The organism is Afipia sp. P52-10, assembly GCF_000516555.1.
Taxonomy (GTDB): Bacteria; Pseudomonadota; Alphaproteobacteria; order Rhizobiales; family Xanthobacteraceae; genus P52-10.
Window position 1 is genome coordinate 2,534,814 of record NZ_AZSJ01000003.1, and the last position, 21,289, is coordinate 2,556,102.

General features: G+C 66.3%; 19 protein-coding genes and 1 pseudogene. 13 read left to right on the forward strand and 7 right to left on the reverse strand.

Annotated elements, in window-relative coordinates:
- Positions 1–114: 114 nt before the first annotated feature.
- The 8 genes from X566_RS13260 (at position 115) to X566_RS13295 (ending at position 8,611) form a co-directional block, all read left to right on the forward strand.
- Positions 115–2,274, forward strand: coding sequence for a TonB-dependent receptor (locus X566_RS13260; RefSeq protein WP_051444071.1), 2,160 nt, complete (start codon positions 115–117; stop codon positions 2,272–2,274).
- Between the two features lie 211 nt (positions 2,275–2,485).
- The gene (locus tag X566_RS13265; RefSeq protein WP_081740164.1) at positions 2,486–4,435 is read left to right on the forward strand and encodes a M3 family oligoendopeptidase; all 1,950 of its coding nucleotides are present in this window, start codon (positions 2,486–2,488) and stop codon (positions 4,433–4,435) included.
- Positions 4,436–4,591: 156 nt separating this feature from the next.
- Positions 4,592–4,816: an AbrB family transcriptional regulator gene (locus X566_RS13270; protein WP_034466950.1), complete on the forward strand. Its 225-nt coding sequence runs from the start codon at positions 4,592–4,594 to the stop codon at positions 4,814–4,816.
- Positions 4,817–4,854: 38 nt separating this feature from the next.
- Positions 4,855–5,241, forward strand: coding sequence for a type II toxin-antitoxin system death-on-curing family toxin (locus tag X566_RS13275; protein WP_034466953.1), 387 nt, complete (start codon positions 4,855–4,857; stop codon positions 5,239–5,241).
- A gap of 146 nt (positions 5,242–5,387) precedes the next feature.
- Positions 5,388–5,540, forward strand: a complete 153-nt coding sequence (locus X566_RS13280) for an aa3-type cytochrome c oxidase subunit IV (protein ID WP_034466957.1) — start codon at positions 5,388–5,390, stop codon at positions 5,538–5,540.
- 189 nt (positions 5,541–5,729) lie between these two features.
- On the forward strand, positions 5,730–6,860 hold the full coding sequence (locus X566_RS13285; protein WP_034468594.1) for a Re/Si-specific NAD(P)(+) transhydrogenase subunit alpha: 1,131 nt from the start codon (positions 5,730–5,732) through the stop codon (positions 6,858–6,860).
- Between the two features lie 11 nt (positions 6,861–6,871).
- Complete coding sequence (locus X566_RS13290; protein WP_034466960.1) at positions 6,872–7,195, forward strand: proton-translocating transhydrogenase family protein; 324 nt, start codon at positions 6,872–6,874, stop codon at positions 7,193–7,195.
- A 15-nt stretch (positions 7,196–7,210) separates the two neighbouring features.
- Positions 7,211–8,611: an NAD(P)(+) transhydrogenase (Re/Si-specific) subunit beta gene (locus X566_RS13295; RefSeq protein ID WP_034466963.1), complete on the forward strand. Its 1,401-nt coding sequence runs from the start codon at positions 7,211–7,213 to the stop codon at positions 8,609–8,611.
- A 58-nt stretch (positions 8,612–8,669) separates the two neighbouring features.
- On the opposite strand, the gene X566_RS13300 is transcribed toward X566_RS13295, so the two are convergent.
- Positions 8,670–9,860, reverse strand: coding sequence for a GNAT family N-acetyltransferase (locus X566_RS13300; protein ID WP_034466964.1), 1,191 nt, complete (start codon positions 9,858–9,860; stop codon positions 8,670–8,672).
- 222 nt (positions 9,861–10,082) lie between these two features.
- Between X566_RS13300 and X566_RS25015 the strand changes: the two genes are divergently transcribed.
- A complete protein-coding gene (locus X566_RS25015) occupies positions 10,083–10,979 on the forward strand; it encodes a hypothetical protein (protein ID WP_034466966.1) in 897 nt (298 codons plus the stop codon).
- Positions 10,980–11,134: 155 nt separating this feature from the next.
- On the opposite strand, the gene rpsU is transcribed toward X566_RS25015, so the two are convergent.
- From rpsU to purE, 3 genes are all read right to left on the reverse strand, one after another.
- Positions 11,135–11,416 (reverse strand): 30S ribosomal protein S21, encoded by a 282-nt coding sequence (gene rpsU / locus X566_RS13310; protein WP_034466968.1) that lies wholly within the window; start codon positions 11,414–11,416, stop codon positions 11,135–11,137.
- 161 nt (positions 11,417–11,577) lie between these two features.
- A complete protein-coding gene (locus tag X566_RS13315) occupies positions 11,578–12,687 on the reverse strand; it encodes a 5-(carboxyamino)imidazole ribonucleotide synthase (RefSeq protein ID WP_034466969.1) in 1,110 nt (369 codons plus the stop codon).
- Positions 12,684–13,172 carry a 5-(carboxyamino)imidazole ribonucleotide mutase gene (gene purE, locus X566_RS13320; RefSeq protein WP_034466971.1) on the reverse strand — a complete coding sequence of 163 codons (489 nt, stop codon included), beginning with the start codon at positions 13,170–13,172 and terminating at the stop codon, positions 12,684–12,686. The genes X566_RS13315 and purE overlap by 4 nt, the downstream gene beginning before the upstream one ends.
- 187 nt (positions 13,173–13,359) lie before the next feature.
- On the opposite strand from purE, the gene X566_RS13325 reads away from it, so the two are divergent.
- The gene (locus X566_RS13325) at positions 13,360–14,073 is read left to right on the forward strand and encodes a GGDEF domain-containing protein (protein WP_051444211.1); all 714 of its coding nucleotides are present in this window, start codon (positions 13,360–13,362) and stop codon (positions 14,071–14,073) included.
- Here the strand turns inward: X566_RS13325 and X566_RS13330 are convergent.
- A complete protein-coding gene (locus X566_RS13330) occupies positions 14,063–14,269 on the reverse strand; it encodes a YdcH family protein (RefSeq protein WP_034466974.1) in 207 nt (68 codons plus the stop codon). The two genes, X566_RS13325 and X566_RS13330, sit on opposite strands and share 11 nt — an antisense overlap.
- Before the next feature lie 317 nt (positions 14,270–14,586).
- Here X566_RS13330 and X566_RS13335 point away from each other — a divergent pair, with 317 nt between their 5' ends.
- Entirely contained in the window at positions 14,587–14,772 is a 186-nt protein-coding gene (locus X566_RS13335; protein ID WP_034468598.1) for a YdcH family protein, read from the forward strand.
- A gap of 149 nt (positions 14,773–14,921) precedes the next feature.
- Here the strand turns inward: X566_RS13335 and mbfA are convergent, their stop codons facing one another.
- Both mbfA and X566_RS13345 read right to left on the reverse strand, forming a co-directional pair.
- Positions 14,922–15,893, reverse strand: a complete 972-nt coding sequence (gene mbfA / locus X566_RS13340; RefSeq protein WP_034466976.1) for an iron exporter MbfA — start codon at positions 15,891–15,893, stop codon at positions 14,922–14,924.
- Positions 15,894–15,987: 94 nt separating this feature from the next.
- On the reverse strand, positions 15,988–17,094 hold the full coding sequence (locus X566_RS13345; protein ID WP_034466978.1) for an NAD(P)/FAD-dependent oxidoreductase: 1,107 nt from the start codon (positions 17,092–17,094) through the stop codon (positions 15,988–15,990).
- Positions 17,095–17,372: 278 nt separating this feature from the next.
- On the opposite strand from X566_RS13345, the pseudogene X566_RS13350 reads away from it, so the two are divergent.
- Positions 17,373–20,001 (forward strand): annotated as a pseudogene (locus X566_RS13350) (EAL domain-containing protein).
- Positions 20,002–20,155: 154 nt separating this feature from the next.
- Positions 20,156–21,289 carry an ABC transporter ATP-binding protein gene (locus tag X566_RS13355; RefSeq protein ID WP_034466980.1) on the forward strand — a complete coding sequence of 378 codons (1,134 nt, stop codon included), beginning with the start codon at positions 20,156–20,158 and terminating at the stop codon, positions 21,287–21,289.

Below are 21,289 nucleotides of genomic sequence, written 5' to 3' on the forward strand. Positions count from 1 at the left end.
TCCGGTTGAACGTCCACAGGTCGCGATTCCAGTATGCTGTTTTATTGACATCATCATACTGGTGGATGATGGTGCCAACGGACAGTGCCGCCGGGCTCGGTCCGGGGGCTTGAAATGTTCTATCGTGAAGCGAACCGCAGCGCGCGGGCAATTTTTCCGTGCGCCGCGCATGTCTGTGCCATTCTTGCGAGCGGCATTGTGGCGACGGCGCTTGTTGCAACAGGACTCCTGGCGCCGCGCGCGGCCATCGCACAAAGCAACAGCACGTTGCCGCCGATCGTCGTCAGCACGGAGCAGCAGCGGGCGCCGGATGCGCCGGTGCCGGCCGCGTTCGGGCCGCCGCGCGAGGCCCCGAAGACGGCGAGCGAAATGGATGTCACGGGCGGCGAGGTCAACGCGGTCGCGGTGACGCGGCCCGGCGAGGCGCTCGAAGCCGTGCCGGGGCTGATCGTCACCCAGCACTCCGGCGAGGGCAAGGCCAACCAGTATTTCCTGCGCGGCTTCAATCTCGACCACGGCACCGATTTCGCGATCACCGTCGATGGTATGCCCGCCAACATGCGCACGCACGGGCACGGCCAGGGCTATGCCGACATCAACTTCCTGATTCCCGAATTGATCGGGGCGATGCGTGTGCGCAAGGGGCCGTACTTCGCCGACGAGGGCGATTTCTCCTCCGCGGGTGCTGCGCATATCGACTACATCAACCGCGTCGACAAGACGTTCGCCGAATTGACCGTCGGCAGCTTCGGCTACCGCCGCGGGCTTGCGGTCGGCTCGCTGCCGGCCTGGAGCGGCAACATCCTCGCGGCGCTCGAGGTGACCGGCTACAACGGGCCGTGGGACGTGCCCGACGACGTGCGCAAGATCAATGGCGTTCTGCGCTACAGCGAAGGCAGTCGCGACGACGGCCTCTCCGTCACCGGGATGGTCTATCGCAACAAGTGGACCTCGACCGATCAGGTCGCGCAGCGCGCGATCGACGAGGGGATCATCGGCCGCTTCGGCTCGCTCGATCCGACCGACGGCGGCAGCGCCGAGCGCTACTCGCTGTCGGCGCGTTGGGCGAAGACGCACGAGGCCGGCATCACGCGGGTCGAAGCCTACGGCATTCGTTCGCGGCTGCGGCTGTTCAACAACTTCACCTATTTCCTCGACGATCCGGTCAACGGCGACCAGTTCAGCCAGAGCGACCGCCGCACGCTCGCCGGGCTCAACGCCAGTCATACCTTCGATCATCGCCTCGGCGATTTGCCGTCGGAGACGGTGATCGGCCTGCAATCGCGCTACGACGACATCCATGTCGGCCTGACCAAGACCGCGGCGCGGCAGTATCTCTCGACCGTGCGCGACGATCATGTGCGCGAGGGCAGCGTCGCGCTGTATGCGCAGAACACGCTGCGCTGGACCAGTTGGCTGCGCACCGTAACCGGCGTCCGGCACGACTGGTTCGCCGCCGACGTGGCCAGCGATACGCCGGCGAATTCCGGCAAGGTGCAGTCGGGCATGACCAGCCCGAAGTTCGGCCTGGTGATCGGTCCGTTCAAGGCGACGGAGTTGTTCTTCAATGCCGGCACTGGCCTGCACAGCAACGATGCGCGCGGTTCGACCATCACCGTCGATCCGGTGACGAAAATCGATCCGCTGCCGCGCTCGCCGCTGCTGGTGCGCTCGAAGGGCGCGGAGATCGGCGCCCGCACGACGATCGTGCCGGGTCTGGAAAGCGCGGTGGCGTTCTTCGTGCTCGATTTCGATTCCGAACTGCTGTTCGTCGGCGATGCCGGTACCACCGAGGCCAGCCGTCCGAGCCGCCGCGTCGGCGTCGAGTGGACCAACCGCTACGGGGTCAATTCCTGGCTCGCATTTGACGCCGATGTGACATTCACCCGTGCCCGCTTCACCGATGCCGATCCGGCGGGCAATTTCATTCCCGGCGCGCCGAATGCGGTGGCCTCGCTGGCGGTGGTGTTCGGCGAGCCGCTCGGCTGGTTCGGCTCGATCAAGCTGCGCTATTTTGGTCCACGGCCGCTGGTCGAGGACGGCAGCGTGCGTTCGAAGGCGTCGGCGCTGGTCAACGCCCGGCTCGGCTACCGGTTCGAAGGCGGCGCCCAGCTTCAACTCGACGTGCTCAACCTGTTCAACGCCAAGACCAACCAGATCGAATACTTCTACGAATCGCGACTGTTTGCGGAAGCAACCGCGGTTGCGGATCGTCACGTCCACCCGGTCGAGCCGCTGGCGGTGCGGGCCTCGCTGCGGTTGCCATTCAATTAGGGCGTCTCGCAATGAGGGCATCTTGCAACAAGCCGCGTCTTGCAACGAGCGGGTCTTGTTCGCGGCGTTGTCGTCCCGCGAACGGCGTCACGTCGCTTGAAAATGCCTTGGCGCTGCGCGGCAGGAACCTGCGCGGCATTGCGCGTCGTTGCAGGCAACGTCATTCGGGCTTATCTATCGGCGGTGCCCGCAAGACAACATTGAGACGTTCATGGCCCCGCGTTCCTCCGCTCTGCGCAAACCGCCTGTGAAATTCCAAGCGAAATCCCAAGCGAAATCCCAAGTGAAATCCCGCGCGAAGGCCAAAGCTGCAACCAAGCCTAAGGCCGCGAAGCCCAAGGTCGCGCTTGCAAAGACCGCGACGCTCAAGACCGCGGCGCTGAAGATCGGCAAGCTGCCGGAGTGGAATCTGGCTGATCTCTATCCGGCGATCGATGCGGTGGAGGTGACGCGCGATCTCGACCGGCTCGACGCGGAGTGCGTCGCCTTCGAGGCTGCCTACAAGGGTAAGCTCGCCGAGGAGACCGCGAAGGAGGGCGGCGGCGCATGGCTTGCGGCGGCGGTCCAGCGCTATGAGGCGATCGACGACCTGATGGGGCGGCTCGGCTCCTATGCGGGGCTGATCCATGCGGGGGACACCGTCGATCCGGCGATCTCGAAATTCTACGGCGACGTCTCGGAGCGGCTGACGGCCGCGTCCGTGCATCTCCTGTTCTTCACGCTGGAGTTGAACCGGCTCGACGACGCGCTCTTGCAGCAGGCGATGCAGACGCCTGCGCTGGGTCACTATCGGCCATGGCTGGAGGACATCCGCAAGGACAAGCCGCATGAGCTCGAGGATCGCATCGAGCAACTGTTCCAGGAGAAGTCGCTGACCGGCCGCGGCGCCTGGAACCGGCTGTTCGATCAGACCATCGCGTCGCTGCGCTTCAAGGTCGGGCCGAAGGAACTGGCGATCGAGCCGACGCTGAACCTCTTGGCCGATCGCTCCGAGGCCAAGCGCAAGCAGGCGGCGGAGGCGCTGGCGAAGACTTTCAAGGCGAACGAGCGCACCTTCGCGCTGATCACCAACACGCTCGCCAAGGACAAGGAGATTTCCGACCGCTGGCGCAGCTTCCAGGACGTCGCGGATTCGCGCCATCTCAGCAATCGCGTCGAGCGCGAGGTGGTGGACGCGCTGGTGGCCTCGGTGCGCGCGGCCTACCCACGGCTGTCGCATCGCTACTACGCGCTGAAGGCGCGCTGGTTCAAGCGCAAGAAGCTCGCGTACTGGGACCGCAACGCGCCGCTGCCGTTCGCGACCACCGGCACCATCGCCTGGCAGGAGGCGGAGAGGCTGGTGCTGACGGCGTATGGCGCGTTCTCGCCGGAGATGGCTGCGATCGCCAAGCGCTTCTTCACCGACCGCTGGATCGATGCGCCGGTGCGTCCGGGCAAGGCGCCGGGCGCGTTCTCGCATCCGACCACGCCGTCGGCGCATCCTTACGTGCTGCTCAACTACCAGGGCAAGCCGCGCGACGTGATGACGCTCGCGCATGAGCTTGGCCATGGCGTGCATCAGGTGCTGGCGGCGCCGAACGGCGCGCTGATGGCGCCGACGCCGCTGACACTGGCGGAGACCGCCAGCGTGTTCGGCGAGATGCTGACGTTCCGGCGGCTGTTGTCCACCACCAAGGACAAGAAGCAGCGCCAGGCACTGCTGGCCGGCAAGGTCGAGGACATGATCAATACGGTGGTGCGGCAGATCGCGTTCTACACCTTCGAGCGCGCCGTCCACACCGAGCGGCGCAACGGCGAACTGACCGCCGAGCGGCTCGGCGAGATCTGGATGGGCGTGCAGAGCGAGAGCCTGGGGCCGGCGATCGAGCTGAAGGCCGGCTACGAGACCTTCTGGATGTACATCCCGCACTTCATCCACTCGCCGTTCTACGTGTACGCCTATGCGTTCGGCGACTGCCTCGTGAACTCGCTCTATGCGGTTTACGAAAAGGCGGCGGAGGGATTCGCCGAGCGCTACCTCGCCATGCTCTCGGCCGGCGGCACCAAGCACCATTCGGAACTGCTGGCGCCGTTCGGGCTCGACGCGCGCGATCCGTCGTTCTGGGACGGCGGCCTGTCGGTCATCGAGGGCCTGATCACCGAATTGGAGGTAATTGGGTAGGGGCTGGACGTAAGGCGAAAAGGCCGGATCGGGCCTGAACTCCCGTTATACAATCTGTAAAACGGCGTTATACAGATTGTATAACGGCGGTGTTGATGAGGCTAGGCCGCGCGGCCAATCGCAGCCAATCGTGGCCAATCAAAAGGACCCGCGATCATGACCATCGAGATCAAGAAGATCGGAAATTCCGTCGGCATTATCCTGACGAAGGACTTGCTGGCGCGATTCAATCTCAAGGAAGGCGATAAGCTCTTTCCGGTAGAGCAGCCGAATGGCGGGCTGCTGCTGACGCTCCACGATCCAGATTTCGAAAAGGCAATGGAAGTCGCACGGCGGGGCATGAAACGTTATCACAACGCCCTGGCCGAACTCGCCAAATAGCCCGCTCGCTAGCTCTGCTACGAAGTCCGGCGGTTCGCATGGACGAGCCCTTCTGGCTGACCCGCGAGATCATTGTCGCCATTCATGACGAGCAGCTTGCCATCCACGGCGGAGCGAGCGGCCTGCGTGACGAAGGCATGCTCGCTTCGGCAATCGAGCGTCCGCGTAACAGATGGCTCTATGAGCAACCGAAACTGGCCGATCTCGCTGCGGCCTACGCATTCGGTTTGGCGCGTAACCCTCCATTTATAAACGGCAACAAGCGAACCTCGCTGCTCGCCCTCTGTACATTCCTCGGAGTTAACGGCGTCGACTTCATCGTTCCGGAAGCTGAAGCCGCCGCCATCATCCTCGCTCTGGCGGCCGGCGAAGTCAGCGGGGAGAATCTCGCGCGCTGGATCGGTGACAACTGGCCCAAATCCTGAACCAAACTCGAACAGGCCAGGACTGTGCCTGCATTTTAATGCGATGATGCCTGCGCTTTAGTCATGCGTCCGATTTGCCCACCCGTTGCTCTCGCGGTGCGATTGCGCTAATGGCGGCGGTAATCGATCGTTAGCTGGAGGGACTGATGGCGGACCATAGCGAAGTGGCGTACACGACGGCGGACGGCAATGACTACGTTGCCCACGAGCAGACCTATCTCGGGTTTCTCGCGCTGGTGAAATGGGGCACCATCGCCGTCATCGCCATCGTTGCCTTGATGGGCATCTTCCTCACCTGATTTTCTTTTCCCAAACGTTTTGACGACAAGCCGGGCCCGCGCAACGACGCGCGGCCCCAAGAACGATATCGGAATCATCGATCCCGATTGCGATTGGTCATGCACGACTGACAAAGTTTCGTGCTCTAATCCGGTCGGGCTTTAGGTCGGATGTGGCTGGGATCGGTCGATCCCGCCACGGGAGGCGTCATGAAAATTGCAATCCCTAAGGAAATTGCGGCGGGCGAACCGCGCGTTGCGGCCGTTCCGGATACGGTGAAGAAATTCAAGGCGCTCGGCGCCGAGGTGCTGGTCGAGGCCGGCGCGGGCGTCTCGTCCGGCATCCTGGATTCCGACTATGAGGCCGCGGGCGCTGCGATCAGCGCCGATCCGGTGAAGGACGCCGACATCGTGCTGAAGGTGCGCCGTCCCGAGGCGTCCGAACTCGGCAAGTACAAGCGCGGCGCGCTGGCGATCGCGATCATGGACCCTTACGGCAACGACGCGGCGCTGAAGGCGATGGCCGATGCCGGCGTTGCGGCGTTCGCGATGGAATTGATGCCGCGCATCACCCGCGCCCAGGTGATGGACGTGCTGTCCTCCCAGGCCAACCTCGCCGGCTATCGCGCGGTGATCGAGGCGGCCGAGGCGTTCGGCCGCGCCTTCCCGATGATGATGACGGCGGCCGGCACGGTGCCGGCGGCGAAGGTGTTCGTGATGGGCGTTGGCGTTGCCGGCCTGCAGGCCATCGCTACCGCGCGCCGGCTCGGCGCCATCGTCACGGCGACCGACGTGCGCCCGGCGGTGAAGGAGCAGGTGGAAAGCCTCGGGGCGAAGTTCATCGCCGTGGAGGACGAGGAGTTCAAGCAGGCGGAGACGGCGGGCGGCTACGCCAAGGAGATGTCCAAGGACTACCAAGCGAAGCAGGCCGCGCTGACCGCCGAGCACATCAAGAAGCAGGACATCGTCATCACCACCGCGCTGATTCCGGGCCGTCCGGCGCCGCGGCTGGTGTCGGCCGAGATGGTCAAGTCGATGAAGCCCGGCTCGGTGCTGGTTGATCTCGCAGTCGAGCGCGGCGGCAACGTCGAGGGCGTCAAGGCGGGCGAAGTCGCCGATGTCGGCGGCATCAAGATCGTCGGCTTCACCAACGTCGCTGGCCGGGTCGCAGCCTCCGCCTCCGGCCTCTACGCCAAGAACCTGCTCGCCTTCGTCGAAACGCTGATCGACAAGGAGACCAAAGCGGTGGCGGTGAAATGGGACGACGAACTCGTCAAGGCCACCGCGCTGACGCGCGACGGCGCCGTCATCCACCCGAACTTCCAGCCGAAGGGCGCATAAGGAGCATCGCCATGGATCATCTCGCTCAAGCTGTCGATCCGTTCGTGTTCCGCCTGTCGATCTTCGTGCTGGCGGTGTTCGTCGGATATTTCGTGGTGTGGTCGGTGACGCCTGCGCTGCATACGCCGCTGATGTCGGTGACCAACGCGATCTCCTCGGTGATCGTGGTCGGCGCGCTGCTCGCGGTCGGCGTGGCGCTCGCCGGCAACGACGACGGTCCGCTGTGGTCGCGGATCTTCGGTTTCGTGGCGCTGATCTTCGCCTCGATCAATATCTTCGGCGGCTTTCTGGTCACCCAGCGCATGCTGGCGATGTACAAGAAGAAGACGAAGTAAGAAGGGGCGGGGGCCATGAACGCAAATCTCCAGGCGCTGCTCTATCTGATCGCCGGATCGCTTTTCATTCTGTCGCTGCGCGGGCTGTCGAGCCCGGCGTCGTCGCGTCAGGGCAACATGCTCGGCATGATCGGCATGGCGATCGCGATCGCCACCACGCTCGCCGCGCATCCGCCGTCCGGCGGCATCGGCTGGCTGCTGGTGCTCGGCGGCATCGCCATTGGCGGCGGCATCGGGGCGGTGATCGCCCGCCGCGTGCCGATGACCTCGATGCCGGAACTGGTCGCCGCCTTCCACTCGCTGGTCGGCATGGCGGCGGTGCTGGTGGCGGCGGCGGCGTTCTACGCGCCGGGCGCCTTCGACATCGGTGTCCGCGGCGCCATCCACAAGTCGAGCCTGGTCGAAATGTCGCTCGGCGTCGCCATCGGCGCGCTGACCTTCACCGGCTCGGTGATCGCGTTCCTGAAGCTGTCCGGGCGCATGAGCGGCGCGCCGATCATTCTGCCGGCGCGGCATCTGATCAATATCGTGCTCGGCCTCGCGCTGGTGTTCTTCATCTACGGCCTGGTGGTCTCGCAGAGCGCGATCGACTTCTGGCTCATCACCATCATCGCGCTGGTGCTCGGCGCGCTGCTGATCATCCCGATCGGTGGCGCCGACATGCCGGTGGTGATCTCGATGCTGAACTCGTATTCGGGCTGGGCCGCGGCCGGCATCGGCTTCACCCTCGGCAACTCGGCGCTGATCATCACTGGCGCGCTGGTCGGCTCCTCGGGCGCGATTCTGTCCTACATCATGTGCCACGCGATGAACCGTTCGTTCATCTCGGTGATCCTCGGCGGCTTCGGCGGCGAGACGGCGGCTGCGGGCGGTGCTGGCGGCGGCGAGGCGAAACCGGTGAAGCTCGGCTCCGCCGACGACGCGGCCTTCATCATGAAGAACGCGCAGAAGGTGATCATCGTCCCCGGCTACGGCATGGCGGTGGCGCAGGCCCAGCACGCGCTGCGCGAGATGGCCGACCTTTTGAAGAAGGAAGGCGTCGAGGTGAAGTACGCGATCCATCCGGTCGCGGGCCGCATGCCCGGCCACATGAACGTGCTGCTCGCCGAGGCCAACGTGCCCTACGACGAGGTGTTCGAACTCGAAGACATCAACTCCGAGTTCGCGCAGGCCGACATCGCTTTCGTCATCGGCGCCAACGACGTGACCAACCCGGCGGCGGAAGAGGACAAGACCTCGCCGATCTACGGCATGCCGGTGCTGCAGGTCTGGAAGGCGGGCACGGTGATGTTCATCAAGCGCTCGCTCGCGTCCGGTTATGCAGGCATCGACAACCCGCTGTTCTATCGCGACAACACGATGATGCTGCTGGGCGATGCCAAGAAGGTCACCGAGAGCATCGTCAAGGCGATGTAACCCGCGGCGGGGCTTGGCCCCGCCGGCGGCCGTTGCTCGGGTACGCTTGCCCGCGTGATCAGTCGATCAGGACGCCGAACGCCGCTGCCGTCGCTCCGACGCCGGCGGCGAGCGGTCCGTAACGCAGCGCCTTGGCGCGGATGTCCTTCGGCAGCGCCAGCACCGCCTGCTTGAGCCGCGCTCGCGCATGCTGCCGGGCGATCTTGTACAGCGTGCCCATCGCCGTCAGCCCGACGCAGTAGTCCTGCACCGGCTCCTCGCTGTGGCCCCGGGTCCAGCGCAGCTTGTAGGCATCGCGCGGCGGCAGCAGGTCGTAGCGCGAGAAGCCCAGCTCGAAGCACCATGCAAGCGTCAGCATCATCTGCTCCTGGCCGGGGCTGAAGGCGGCGAGTGCGGGATCGAACGCGCCCATGAAGGCTGCGTAGTGATGCTGGTTGGCGAAGCCGAGCTCGATCGCCACCGGCGCCGCGCCGGCCGAAAGCACGCTGACATGCACGCCGGGCCCGTTCGCCGCCGCCATCAGCGTGGCTTCGTGGTCCTCGGCGCCGATCACGCGGCTGGATAGCCCCTGGTCGCGCAGCCACTGCCGTTTCCACTGCAAGGCCGTCGCCAGTGCCGCCTGTCCCGCCGCCCCGGACAGCACCGTGAAGCGAAGCGGCCCATGCGCCTTCTCGAGCTTGCGCCGCCGCTGCCGGCGCATCCGTTGCGTATGTTTGCTGAACTGCGCCTCGTAGGCGTCGAAGCTGTCGAACGCCAGCAGATCGACGAACGGCGCGCCGTCGTGGCCGATGCCCGCGTTCGGCATGGCGGTGAGGGCCGGAGCCAGACCGGAGTCCGCGCGCACCGCCCGGCACAGGATCGCATCGACGCGGTGTTGGGTCTGGAGCCGATGGCACAGGGTCTGGAACGTCTCGTCATCGAGCGGTTCGCCGATCACGTCGCTGTACTGGGTGAAGGGGCTGGCGAGGTCGGTGGCGACAAGCACGCCATAGCGGCGCTCGAGCCGCAGCGGCCACAGCGTCCGGGCCGTGCCTGCGCGCGTGACGGTGGCGACCAGCGCCTGCGGCGCGGTCGCGAGCGCCGCCAGCAGCAGATCCGTCTGGTGAAACACCGTTCCCGGACGCGGATGGCCACGGCCGATGTCGTCGGCCTGGCGCAGCAGTGCCGCCGCCTCGGCGCCTGCCGCTAGCGACAACACGGCGGCGCCGTGCGGACGGTGCGAGGCTGGGAGGGGGCGGGGGAGCGGCATGCGGGCCTTCAGCAGAACGGGGCGCGCGTTCGCGCCGGTCCTCGACCAAACCAGCGCATGATTAGCGGCAGGTTACGAACCGGTGCGATGCAATGGCGCAGCATCGGCGGGACTATCCGCAAGGCCCAATCGGTGCTTTGCCACCGATCCGTCGCAGTTGATCCCTCAATCGGCCCAAAATGTCGCGCACTGAGTTCCCCCGGAGGGGCAGGGGAGTCGTCGATGTTCGGAATGGTGAAATACCTGTCGCAATTTGTGCTGCAGATGTTGCCGTCGATCACGGCGACCGTGGTCGGCGCATACATTGTCGCGACCTACATCAACCCGAGGACCCCGCCGGAGTCCGCCCGCACGGCCGCCCAGACGCAACAGGCCAGCAAGCCCGCCGCGGCGAAGGCGGCGTCCGGCGACGCAGGTCCTGCAGCCAGTGCCGAGCAGGCGGCGATCCAGCCCGCCGCGAAGCCGGCCGACGACAAGCCGGTGGAGGCGGCCGAAAGGACCGAGAAGCCGAAGCCGGTGAAAGGCGCGACCGCCCCGGCCGCGGCGTCTGCAGATGTGCGCATGATCTCGCTCGCGAAGCCCGCGGCCGCAGCCGGCGAAGCGCAGAACCAGGTTTCGAGCCCGGCCTCGCCGCAAGCGCAGCCGGCCGCCACCGAGGCGCGCAGCGCCAACGATCTGGTACGCGCGGCGATCCAGCGCCTGCGCAGCACTCCGGAAACGAAGCCGGAAACCAAGGAAGCCAGCCGCAGCGAGGAAAGCGTCCGGACCGCGCCGTTGCCGCGCGCGCCGCAGCAGGTCCGACTGGCGCCTGAGCCGCAGCCGCAAACCACTGCCCCGGCGCTGATCCCGGCGTCCGCGCCGCCGCTGCCGCCGGCGATCGACATCGCCGCGCCGCGCTATCCGCAGACCGACGAGATCACGGCCTCGGCCGCTGATCCTGAGCGCGCGCGCGATCCGGGACGGCTGACGCCGCCGGTCGATGTGCCGATGCGGGCTGCCCGGGCGCCGCTCGATCTGCGGGCGACCAACACCGCCAGCAACAGCGCAACCAACGACGACTTCTTCTCCGCCACCCTGACCGCGACCAAGTCGCTGCTGCGGGCGATCACGCCGAACTGACAGGAGCCGCAGCCGGACCTGATCGATGTCGGGACTGGCGCGATGCGACGAGCGCGGCCGCCGCTCAGGTCGACGGGTGAGGCGTCAAGACGAGGCAAACAAAAACGCGAGCCGGCCGGCTCGCGTTTTTCGTATCGAAACGAATTCGGTAAGCGTTAGGCGCGCGGACCGCGCGGACCTGCGCCCGGGCCACGGCCGGCACCGGCGCGCGCGTCGGTCTTCGGCTTCATCGGCAGCAGGCCTTCGCGCTGCAGCTTCTTGCGGGCGAGCTTGCGCGCGCGGCGAACGGCTTCCGCCTTCTCGCGGGCCTTCTTCTCGGAGGGCTTTTCGTAATGTCCGCGAAGCTTCATCTCGCGGAAGATACCCTCGCGCTGCATCTTCTTCTTCAGCGCCTTGAGAGCCTGGTCGACATTGTTATCGCGAACGAGAACCTGCACGCAGCATCCTTTGCTTTAGCCGAACGGGTGATCGGTTTGGAAAACGGGAGACGAAAAGGCGCCTCAAATGGCGGAACACTTGTCGTCAGGCGGGCGGATGTACCAGATCGAAAAGGAATTGTCTACCGGGCCGCAAGGTCCGGACGGCCAATGGGAGGCTTTTAAACCGGGGTTTTGGCCGGTTTTTCGGCGGGGCGGACCTCGGTGACATGGCCCATTTTGCGCCCCTCCCGGGCCGGTCCCTTGCCGTAGAGGTGGACGGTGGCGCCGGGCTTGGCGAGCCAGTCGGCGTAGCCTTCGATGTCGCTGCCGATCAGGTTGGTCATGGTGACGGCGCCATGCCGCTGCTGCGGCGCCAGCGGCCAGCCGGCGATGGCGCGGATATGCTGCTCGAACTGCGACACGGAGGCGCCGTCCAGCGTCCAGTGGCCGGAATTATGCACCCGCGGCGCGATCTCGTTGACCAGCAGTTCGGTTCCATTCTGCACGAACATCTCGACGGCGAGGACGCCGGTGTAGTCGAACGCGTCGGCGATCCGGCGGGTGATGTCGCGCGCCTGCGCGGCCAGTTCGTCCGGAATGTTGGCGGGAACATGCGAGAACTTGAGGATGTGGTCGCGGTGCTCGTTCTCGGTGACGTCGTAGCACTCCACATGGCCGTCGAAGCCGCGCGCGGCGACCACGGAGATTTCCCGCTCGAACGGCACGAACGCTTCCAGGATCGCCGCGTGGGTTCCCAGCTCGTCCCAGATTTCCTTCAGCCCGTTGCTGGCGCGGATCAGCACCTGGCCCTTGCCGTCGTAGCCGAAGCGCCGCGTCTTCAGCACCGCCGGCAGGCCGATCTTCAGCACCGCCTGCTTCAGGCCCTCGAGCGAGGTGACGTCGGCATAGTCGGCGGTGCCGATGCCGAGCTTGCGCACGAAATCCTTCTCCGCCAGCCGGTCCTGGGTGATCTGCAGCACCGCGGGATCCGGCAGCACCGGCCGCCGCGCGGCGAGGATCATTGCGGTTCCCGACGGCACGTTCTCGAATTCGTAGGTCACCACATCGACGTCGGCGGCGAACAGTTCGAGCGCGGCCACATCGGCATATTCGGCGCAGGTCGCGCGCTGCACCACATCGAATGCGGGCGAATCCGGATCGGGCGAATAGACGTGGCACTTCAGGCCGAGACGCGCGGCGGCAAGCGCCAGCATGCGCCCCAACTGGCCGCCACCCAGAATCCCGATCGTGTCGCCAGGATTGAGCTTCACTTTGCTTGGAGCAGTCACGAACGATCCTCGGGCCGCTCGGCAACGGCCGCAGTCTGGTGTTGGCGCCACGCGGCGAGCCGTTCCGCGAGCGCCGCGTCGTTCAGCGCCAGCACGCTGGCCGCGAGCAGGGCCGCGTTGATAGCGCCCGCCTTGCCGATTGCCAATGTTCCCACCGGGATCCCGGCCGGCATTTGCACAATGGAATAGAGCGAATCGACCCCCGACAGCGCCTTCGATTCCACCGGCACGCCAAACACTGGCAACTCGGTCAGCGAGGCGGCCATGCCCGGCAGATGCGCGGCCCCGCCGGCCCCGGCGATCACCACCTTGAAGCCTGCGGCCTTGGCGCCCTTGGCGAAGGCGAACAGCCGCTCCGGCGTGCGATGCGCCGAGACGATCCGGCACTCATGGGCGACGCCCAGCGCCTCCAGCGTGTCGGCGGCGTGACGCATCGTTTCCCAGTCGGACTGGCTACCCATGATGATGGCGACAAGTGCGCTCATGTGGCCTGTGGCTGCCTCGTTGGTGTGCACGCATCAAGTGCAAAAAAGAGCGCGGATTATAGGGATCGACCTATGCGAGGCAAGCGGGCGGAGCCGGTAATGGCGCGCATGGTCAATGCGGATGGTCAACGCGCTTGCGCCGCGCGCGGGGGCGCGGCATGGCTCTGGCCGAAGGTTCAAGACGCCCGTGCCCCGCAAAGCTGCTCCATCCTCCCCCCGTTCCCCCGCACGCCGCGGCCGCGCCGCCAAGGCGCCGGGCAAGCCGGCCGCGACGCGCGCGCCGAAGGCTTCTTCTGCCGCGGCCTCGCGACGCGACCCGGCGGCGGTGATCGAGGCGCTGACCCGCCGGCTGGCGCGGGCGCGGCGGCAGATCGCGGCGCTCGAGGCGCGGGCCGATACCGATGCCTTGCTCGACATTCCGAACCGGCGCGGCTTCGAGCGCGAACTGAAGCGGGCGATTGCCTATCTGCGGCGGTATCGCGCGTCGGCGGCGCTGCTGATCGCCGATGTCGATCGGCTGAAGCCGGTCAACGATACCTTCGGGCATGCCGCAGGCGACCACATGCTGAAGGCGATCGTCAGTGTGCTGGCCGCGAACACCCGCCAGTCGGACGTGCTGGCCCGGCTCGGCGGCGACGAGTTCGCGATGCTGCTGTGGAATCTCAGCGAGCAGGATGCGCAGGCGAAGGCGAGCGCGCTGGAGCGGGCCGTGGATGGCGCGGTGTGCGACTACCGCGGACGGGTGCTGCGGCTCGGCGTGTCGCTCGGCATCACCATGCTGGGTGCCGACGACGATGTGCAGGCGGTGCTCGAGCGCGCCGATCAGGCGATGTACGCGCGCAAGCAGGCGCGTGGCCGCAGCCGCAAACCGCGCAAGCAGAGTCCGCGTCTCACGCGATGATGTCGGGCGTGATCTGATCTTCGATGAAGGCGATGCGGTCGCGCAGTTGCAGCTTGCGCTTCTTCAGCCGCTGCAACTGCAGCAGGTCGCGCGCCGGCGAGAGCTGCAGCGCGGCGATCGCCGCGTCGAGGTCACGATGTTCCTGCTGCAGGCGCACGAGCTCGGCCCGAAACTCAACGTCGTCTTCGTCGGTCATGGTCGTCGTGTTGCTCGCAGCGTGTGACCCGTGCAGCGGCGGTCTGCCGGGCAGCCGGCCGCCTGCGCAATGAGAATGTCGACGTGGAGCGGTGTTACGCCGCATGCAGCGGACCCTGCGGCGCATGCCGGTTCCACCCAGGCAGCAAATTGCTTCGAAATTATCTGCGGTTCCGTCGATTGTGGCAAGCCATCGCGGCGCGCGGTCGCTTCAATATTGTTGGTTCAATATTAACGACGCTGCGCAAAGCCGCAGTCGACAGCGCATCGCAGTTATGTACAATCGGCTGTCCAGAACGAAGTCAGATGGAGGTGCCAATGGCGATCCAGGCTCACCTTGCGGAACTGGAACGAAAGCATGAAGCTCTCGAAAATCAGCTTCACGACGCGATGAATCACCCGTCCACCGACGACATCACCATCATCGAGATCAAGCGCCGGAAGCTGCAGGTCAAGGATGAGATCGAACGCCTGCGCTCGGTCGCGGACGGTACCGTTCACTAGCTACCTGACATCCCACTTCGTTTGAGCGCGACCGCGCGCCGGCCGGCGAAGCGCATCGCTATGCTGCCTTGCGTCGGTTTGCACGCGGATGAGCGACGTGTGAACCGACGCCGCAGCGTGCTGCGCCGCTTGTTGTGCTGCGCCCCGCCTCAGGCGCCGCCGATCAGGACTCCGACGGCAAGCACGATCGCGCCGCCGAGCACGATCTGAAACACCGCCTGCAGGAACGGTGTGTCCATGTAGCGCGCGCGGATATAGGCGATCGCCCACAGCTCGAAGAACACGACGATGCAGGCGATCGAGGTTGCCAGCCAGAACGCGTTCGGCCATGCGTCCGGCACGAGATAGGGAATGGTATGGCCGAGGCCGCCGACCGCCGTCATCACGCCGCAGGTGAGGCCGCGCAGCCAGGGTGAGCCGCGGCCGGTCATCGAGCCGTCGTCGGAGAGCGCTTCGGCGAATCCCATGCTGATGCCGGCGCCGATCGAGGCGGCGAGGCCGACCAGGAACGTCTGCCAGTTGTGCTGAGTGGCGAAAGCGGCGGCGAACAGCGGCGCCAGCGTCGAAACCGAGCCGTCCATCAGCCCGGCGAGTCCCGGCTGCACGTATTGCAGCACGAACATCCGCTTGCGCGTGCGGTCCTCCTCGGCGCGGGCGTCATCGTTGAGGATGGTGTTGGTCAGCCGCGCGGCGAGGCTTTCGTGCTCCTTCTCCATGGTGGCGAGATCGCCGAGCAGCTTGCGCACGCCGACGTCCTCCGCCTGCTCGGCCGCCTTCGCGTAAAACCGCTCGGCCTCGAACTCCATGGTCTCGGCTTCCTTGCGGATGGTGTCGAGCGGCAGGTTCTTGGTGAGCCAGATCGGACGTCGGCGCAGGAAGCCTTTGACGTCGCCACGGCGGATCGGCGGCAGGTGCGGCCCGTAGCGGCGCTCGTACATGTCGAGCAGCATGCGGCGGTGGCCGTTCTCCTCTTCCGCCATCTCCTCGAAAATTTTGGCCGACTCCGGATAGCGCCCGGCAAGATCCTCGGCGAAGCTCCGGTAGATGCGGCTGTCTTCCTCCTCGCTGGAGATGGCGACGGCCAGCACCTCCCGCTCGGTCAGATCGGCGAAGGCCTTCATGAACAGGCTCACTTTAGAATAATTCTAAAGTGAGCTATAGAGGACTGTCCGGCAGCGGTCAATCATCGTCGGCGGCCCTCACAAGGAAGGCCGCTCAGCCCGCCGCGGCGAGTGCTGCCACATGCTCGGCGATCGCGAGGGACGAGGTCAGCCCCGGCGATTCGATCCCGAACAGGTTGATCAGGCCGGCGATGCCGTGATCGGCCGGTCCTTCGATGACGAAGTCCTGCGAGGCCACTTCCGGCGGCACGATCTTCGGCCGGATGCCGGAATAGGCCGGGATCAGCGCGCCGTCGGGCAGCGCCGGCCAGTATTTGCGGATCGCCGGATAGAACTGCGCGGCGCGTTGCGGATCGACCGCGTAGTCGAAGCGATCGACCCATTCGACGTCCGGCCCGAACCGGGCCGCGCCGCCCATGTCGAGGGTCAGGTGAACGCCGAGGCCGCCCGCCACCGGCACGGGATAGATCAGCCGCGAAAACGGCGCCCGCACCGCGCAGCTGAAATAGCTGCCCTTGGCGCGGTAGGGCGTCGGCACCCGCTCCGCCGGCATCTGCGCGATGGTCCGCGCGATCGCCGGCGCGTCATGGCCCGCGGCGTTGATCAGGAGCTTGCAGCCGAGCGCCATCGGCGTTTCGCCGCCGACCGTCAGCGTCAAACCATGGCCGGTAACGGCGACGTTCTGCAACGGCGCGTGGAAGGCGAAGGCCGCGCCTGCGCTCTCGGCGTCGCCGCGCAGCGCCAGCATATAGGCGTGGCTGTCGATGATGCCGGTGGAGGGCGACAGCAGCGCGCCGGTGCAGGCGAGCGCCGGTTCAAGCGCGCGGGTTTCGTCGGCGCTCAGCTGGCGCAGGTCGTCGACGCCGTTGTTGGCTGCCCGCGCGGCGATGGCAGCGAGCTGTTCGGTCTCCGTAGCCGTGGTGGCGACGATCAGCTTGCCGCAAGCGTTGTGCGGGACGCCGCGTTCGGCGCAGTAACGGTAGAGCTGCTTGCGCCCTTCGACGCAGAAGCGCGCCATCAGGCTGCCGCGCGGGTAATAGATGCCGGCGTGGATCACCTCGCTGTTGCGCGACGAGGTGACGGTGCCGATCTCGCCTTCGCGCTCCAGCACGACCACCTCGCGGCCTGCGTCCGCAAGCTGCCGCGCGATGGCAAGGCCGACGACACCTGCACCGGCGACGACGCACTCGACGTGATCCATGAATTGTCACTCTCGCCCGCTTGGATGGTTCTGGATGCGGCGTCCGTTGCGACGGCTGCGCGCCGCGAGGGCGTGCACACGCGCGCGGACACCGGTCCCGCGCACCGTTAACAAGAGGTCGTGGCAGAGGGCCAGTTTTACTTTGCGTTAGCCATCGTAGATTGAACCCCGTCCCAGTGTTCAACTTACAGGGAGTTCAAGGGTACAAATTTACCCGATTAAAAGATGTGCATCGTGACAATCCGCGCGCCAACTCTGGCCACTTCGTCACGGCAGTCATGCAGAATAGCATCGTCAGGCGCGGGCAGAAGCCCGCAGCACTCGCCGCGTGTCTCGCGGCATCCGCTTGTCCGTCGCCGGCGGCATCGGCCTTCGGCCTGACCGCGCCGATGTCGCAGCCGCAGTTCGATCTGGCCATCACCGCCGGCGTGCTGGCGCTGTTCTTCGCCTCGGTGCTGCTGTGGGTCTATGCGCGGCACCGGCGCTTGAAGCTGCGCGAGCGCCGACGCACCCGCTTCGCGTCGGCGGCGCTCAACAACATGCCGCATGGGATCATCATGGTCGATTCCCAGCATCGGATGGCATTCTGCAACGACCAGTACCTCGCCATCTACGGCCTGACGCGCGCCGACGTGCGGCCGCGCATGCCGTTCTCCGAGCTGCTCGCGCTGCGGCGCGCGCGGCACGTTCGATGGCGACGTGACCTGGCGGGTCAAGCCTGGAAGCTCGGACAACTACATTCGCGAGATCGCCGGCGGACGGGCGATCCGGATCTCCCGCCGTTCGCTGCCCGGCGGCGGTTTCGTCTCGCTGCATGAGGATTTCAGCGATCATCGCGACCTGTCGCGGCAACTTGCGACCACCAAGGGCTTCCTGGAATCGGTGATCGACAACATCCCGGTTTGCGTCGCGGTGAAGAGCATCGAGGACGGCCGCTACATCCTGGCCAACCGCGCGTTCGAGCAGTTCAGCCGCTTCCCGCGCGAGAAGATCGTCGGCGCCCGGCCCGAGGACATCTTCACGCTGCAATCGGCGGAGGCGGTGCTCAAGGCGGACGCCGATGCGATCGCCTCCAAGGGCGGCAACGTCACGCTCGAAGTGGTGGTCGAGCGCGGCGATGAGCGGCGGGTGCTCGGCTCGCGGCGGGTGGTCGCGCACGACGAATACGGCGAGCCGAAGTTTCTGATCGCGCTGTTCGAGGACATCACCGAGAGGCGGGCGCTGTCGGCGGAGCTGGAGGAGACCAAGAAGTTCCTCGAACTGGTGCTCGACCACATTCCGACCGCGATCCTGGTGAAGCGGGTCGCGGATCGCAAGTATCTGTTCGTCAACCGCCATGCCGAGGCGTTCATGGAGCGTCCGCGCCGCGACATGATCGGCAAGCGGATCGACCAGGTCTTCCCGCCGGACCGCGCCGCCTTCGTCGACCACCGCGACCAGGACGCGATCCGGATGCGAGGCGAGGTGCTGAGCGAGGAGTATCCGGCGAAGGTGGGCGCCGAGCTGCGGCTGTTCATGGCTCGCCGCGTCGCCGTGCTCGACGACGCAGGCGCGCCGCAATACCTGATCCAGATCGACGAGGACATCACCGAGCGCCGCCGCGCCGAGTCGCGCATGGCGCATATGGCCTATCACGACGGCCTGACCGATCTGCCGAACCGCGTCGCGTTCATGCAGGCGCTGCTGCAGATGATCGATGCCTGCAAGGGGGCGGATCAGTTCGCGGTGCTGTCGGTCGATCTCGACCGCTTCAAGGAGGTCAACGATGTGTTCGGCCATGCGGTCGGCGACAAGCTGTTGATCGAAGCCTCGCGCCGGATTCAAGCCGCGGCCCAGGGCGCGGTGGTGGCGCGGCTCGGCGGCGACGAGTTCGGCATGATCATCGACGGCGTTCAGCCCGACGCCGGCCGGGCGCTGGCCGAGCGGCTGATGCGGGCGATGCAGAAGGAGTTCGTGATCGACGACAAGACGATCCGGCTCGGTCTGACCACCGGTATCGCCGTGTTCCCGAGCAACGGCGATGATCCGGCGCAGCTGCTCGCCAATGCCGACGTGGCGCTGTTCCGTGCCAAGGCGCAGGCACGCGGGTCGGTCTGCGTGTTCGAAGCCGAGATGGACCAGCAGATCCGCGACCGGCGCGCGATGCATCAGGAGCTCGCCCAGGCGATCCGCAACAATGAGCTGGTGCTGAACTACCAGCCGCTGGCGAAGATCGGCCAGGCCGTCGTCGGCTTCGAGGCGCTGGTGCGCTGGCATCACCCGCTGCGCGGCGTGGTGTCGCCGGGCATGTTCATTCCGCTCGCCGAGGAGAGCGGCCTGATCGTCGAGATGGGCGAATGGATCCTGCGCGAGGCCTGTCGCGAGGCGGCGTCGTGGGACAAGCCGCTGCAGATCGCGGTCAACCTCTCGCCGGTGCAGTTCCTGCACGGCGATCTCGTCGCGCTGGTGCATGCGATTCTGATGGAGACTGGCCTTGCGCCAGGGCGGCTGGAACTGGAGATCACCGAAGGCGTGCTGATCGGCGATTTCGACCGGGGCCTGTCGATCCTGCGGCGGCTGAAGGCACTCGGCGTGCGTATCGCCATGGATGACTTCGGCAGCGGCTACTCGTCGTTCGCCTACCTGCAGTCGTTCCCGTTCGACAAGATCAAGATCGATCGCGAATTTGTCATGAATCTTGGTCGCAACGTGCAGTCGGCGGCGATCATCCGTGCGGTGATCGGGCTCGGCCGCGGCCTCGACGTGCCGATCGTCGCCGAAGGCGTGGAAACCGAGGAGCAGTTGTCGTTCCTTGCCAGCGAGGCCTGCGATCAGGTGCAGGGCTACTTCATCGGCAAGCCTGCGCCGATCCAGCACTATGCGGATCTCGTCTGCGGCGCGGTCGCTCCCGTTCGCAAGGCCGGCTGATTTGCCGCAGCCGCAGGCTGCCAGCCCGATGCGATGTCTGGAAATCCCTGTGGCCTCGGCGGTGGCGGAGTTGAGCCTGCCGCCGTTCGCGGCTACCTATGGGCCCGCGCAAGGCGGCAGCGCCGCCGTTTGAAGACAGGAGACGAAGCAGGAATTGCTCACGACGGATGGATCGGTCACGGAAAAGCTAACCGGCGCTCGCGCACCTTTGCTGCGGATCGCCTCGGTCACCAAGCGGTTCGGCGGCGTCACCGCTGTCGATGGCCTGTCGCTCGATATTCAACCCGGTGAGTTCTTCGCCCTGCTTGGGCCGTCGGGCTGCGGCAAGACCAGCCTGTTGCGCATGTTGGCCGGCTTCGAGAGCCCGGATGCGGGCAGTATCCTGCTCGATGGCGCCGATATCGCCGCCGTGCCGCCGCACCAGCGGCCGATCAACATGATGTTCCAGAGCTACGCGCTGTTTCCGCATCTCAGCGTCGCCGGCAATATCGCCTTCGGCCTCAAGCGTGCCGGCATGAGCCGGGCGGCGATCGACGAACGCGTCGGCGAGATGCTGGCGCTGGTGCAGCTGCAGGGATTGGAGAAGCGGCGGCCGGATCAGCTCTCCGGCGGGCAGCGCCAGCGCGTCGCGCTCGCCCGCTCGCTCGCTTTGCGTCCGCGCGTGCTGCTGCTGGACGAGCCGCTCGCCGCGCTGGACAAGAAGCTGCGCCAGAGCACCCAGGCGGAGCTGATCGCGCTGCGGCGCAAGCTCGGCATGACCTTCATCATCGTCACCCACGACCAGGAGGAGGCGATGACGGTCGCCGACCGCATCGGCGTGATGGACAAGGGACGTCTCGTGCAGGTCGGCACTCCGCGTGAGCTGTATGAATCGCCGAACTCGCGCTGGATCGCGAGCTTCGTCGGCGACATCAACATCATCGAAGGCATCGTGGTCGCACAGAAGGGCAGCCTGCTGACGGTGAAGACCGCAGACGCCGGCACCGTCATCGTCACCGGCACGGCGAAGCCGGTGGCTGGCATGACCGTGCCGATCGCGATCCGTCCCGAGAAGATCCGCCTGTCCGCCGAAACCGCCTCCAGCGAACTCGCCAACGCTCTGCGCGGCGATGTGGTCGATATCGATTACCTCGGTGGCGTCTCGGTCTATCGGATCAAGCTGACCTCGGGGGCGATCCTGCGCGTCACCGCCGCCAACCTGGTGCGGTCGGAAGCCGCGTTCTTTGCGATCGGGCAGCACGTCTCGCTGTCGTTCCCGCCTGACGCCTGCATCGTGCTGGACAAGTAA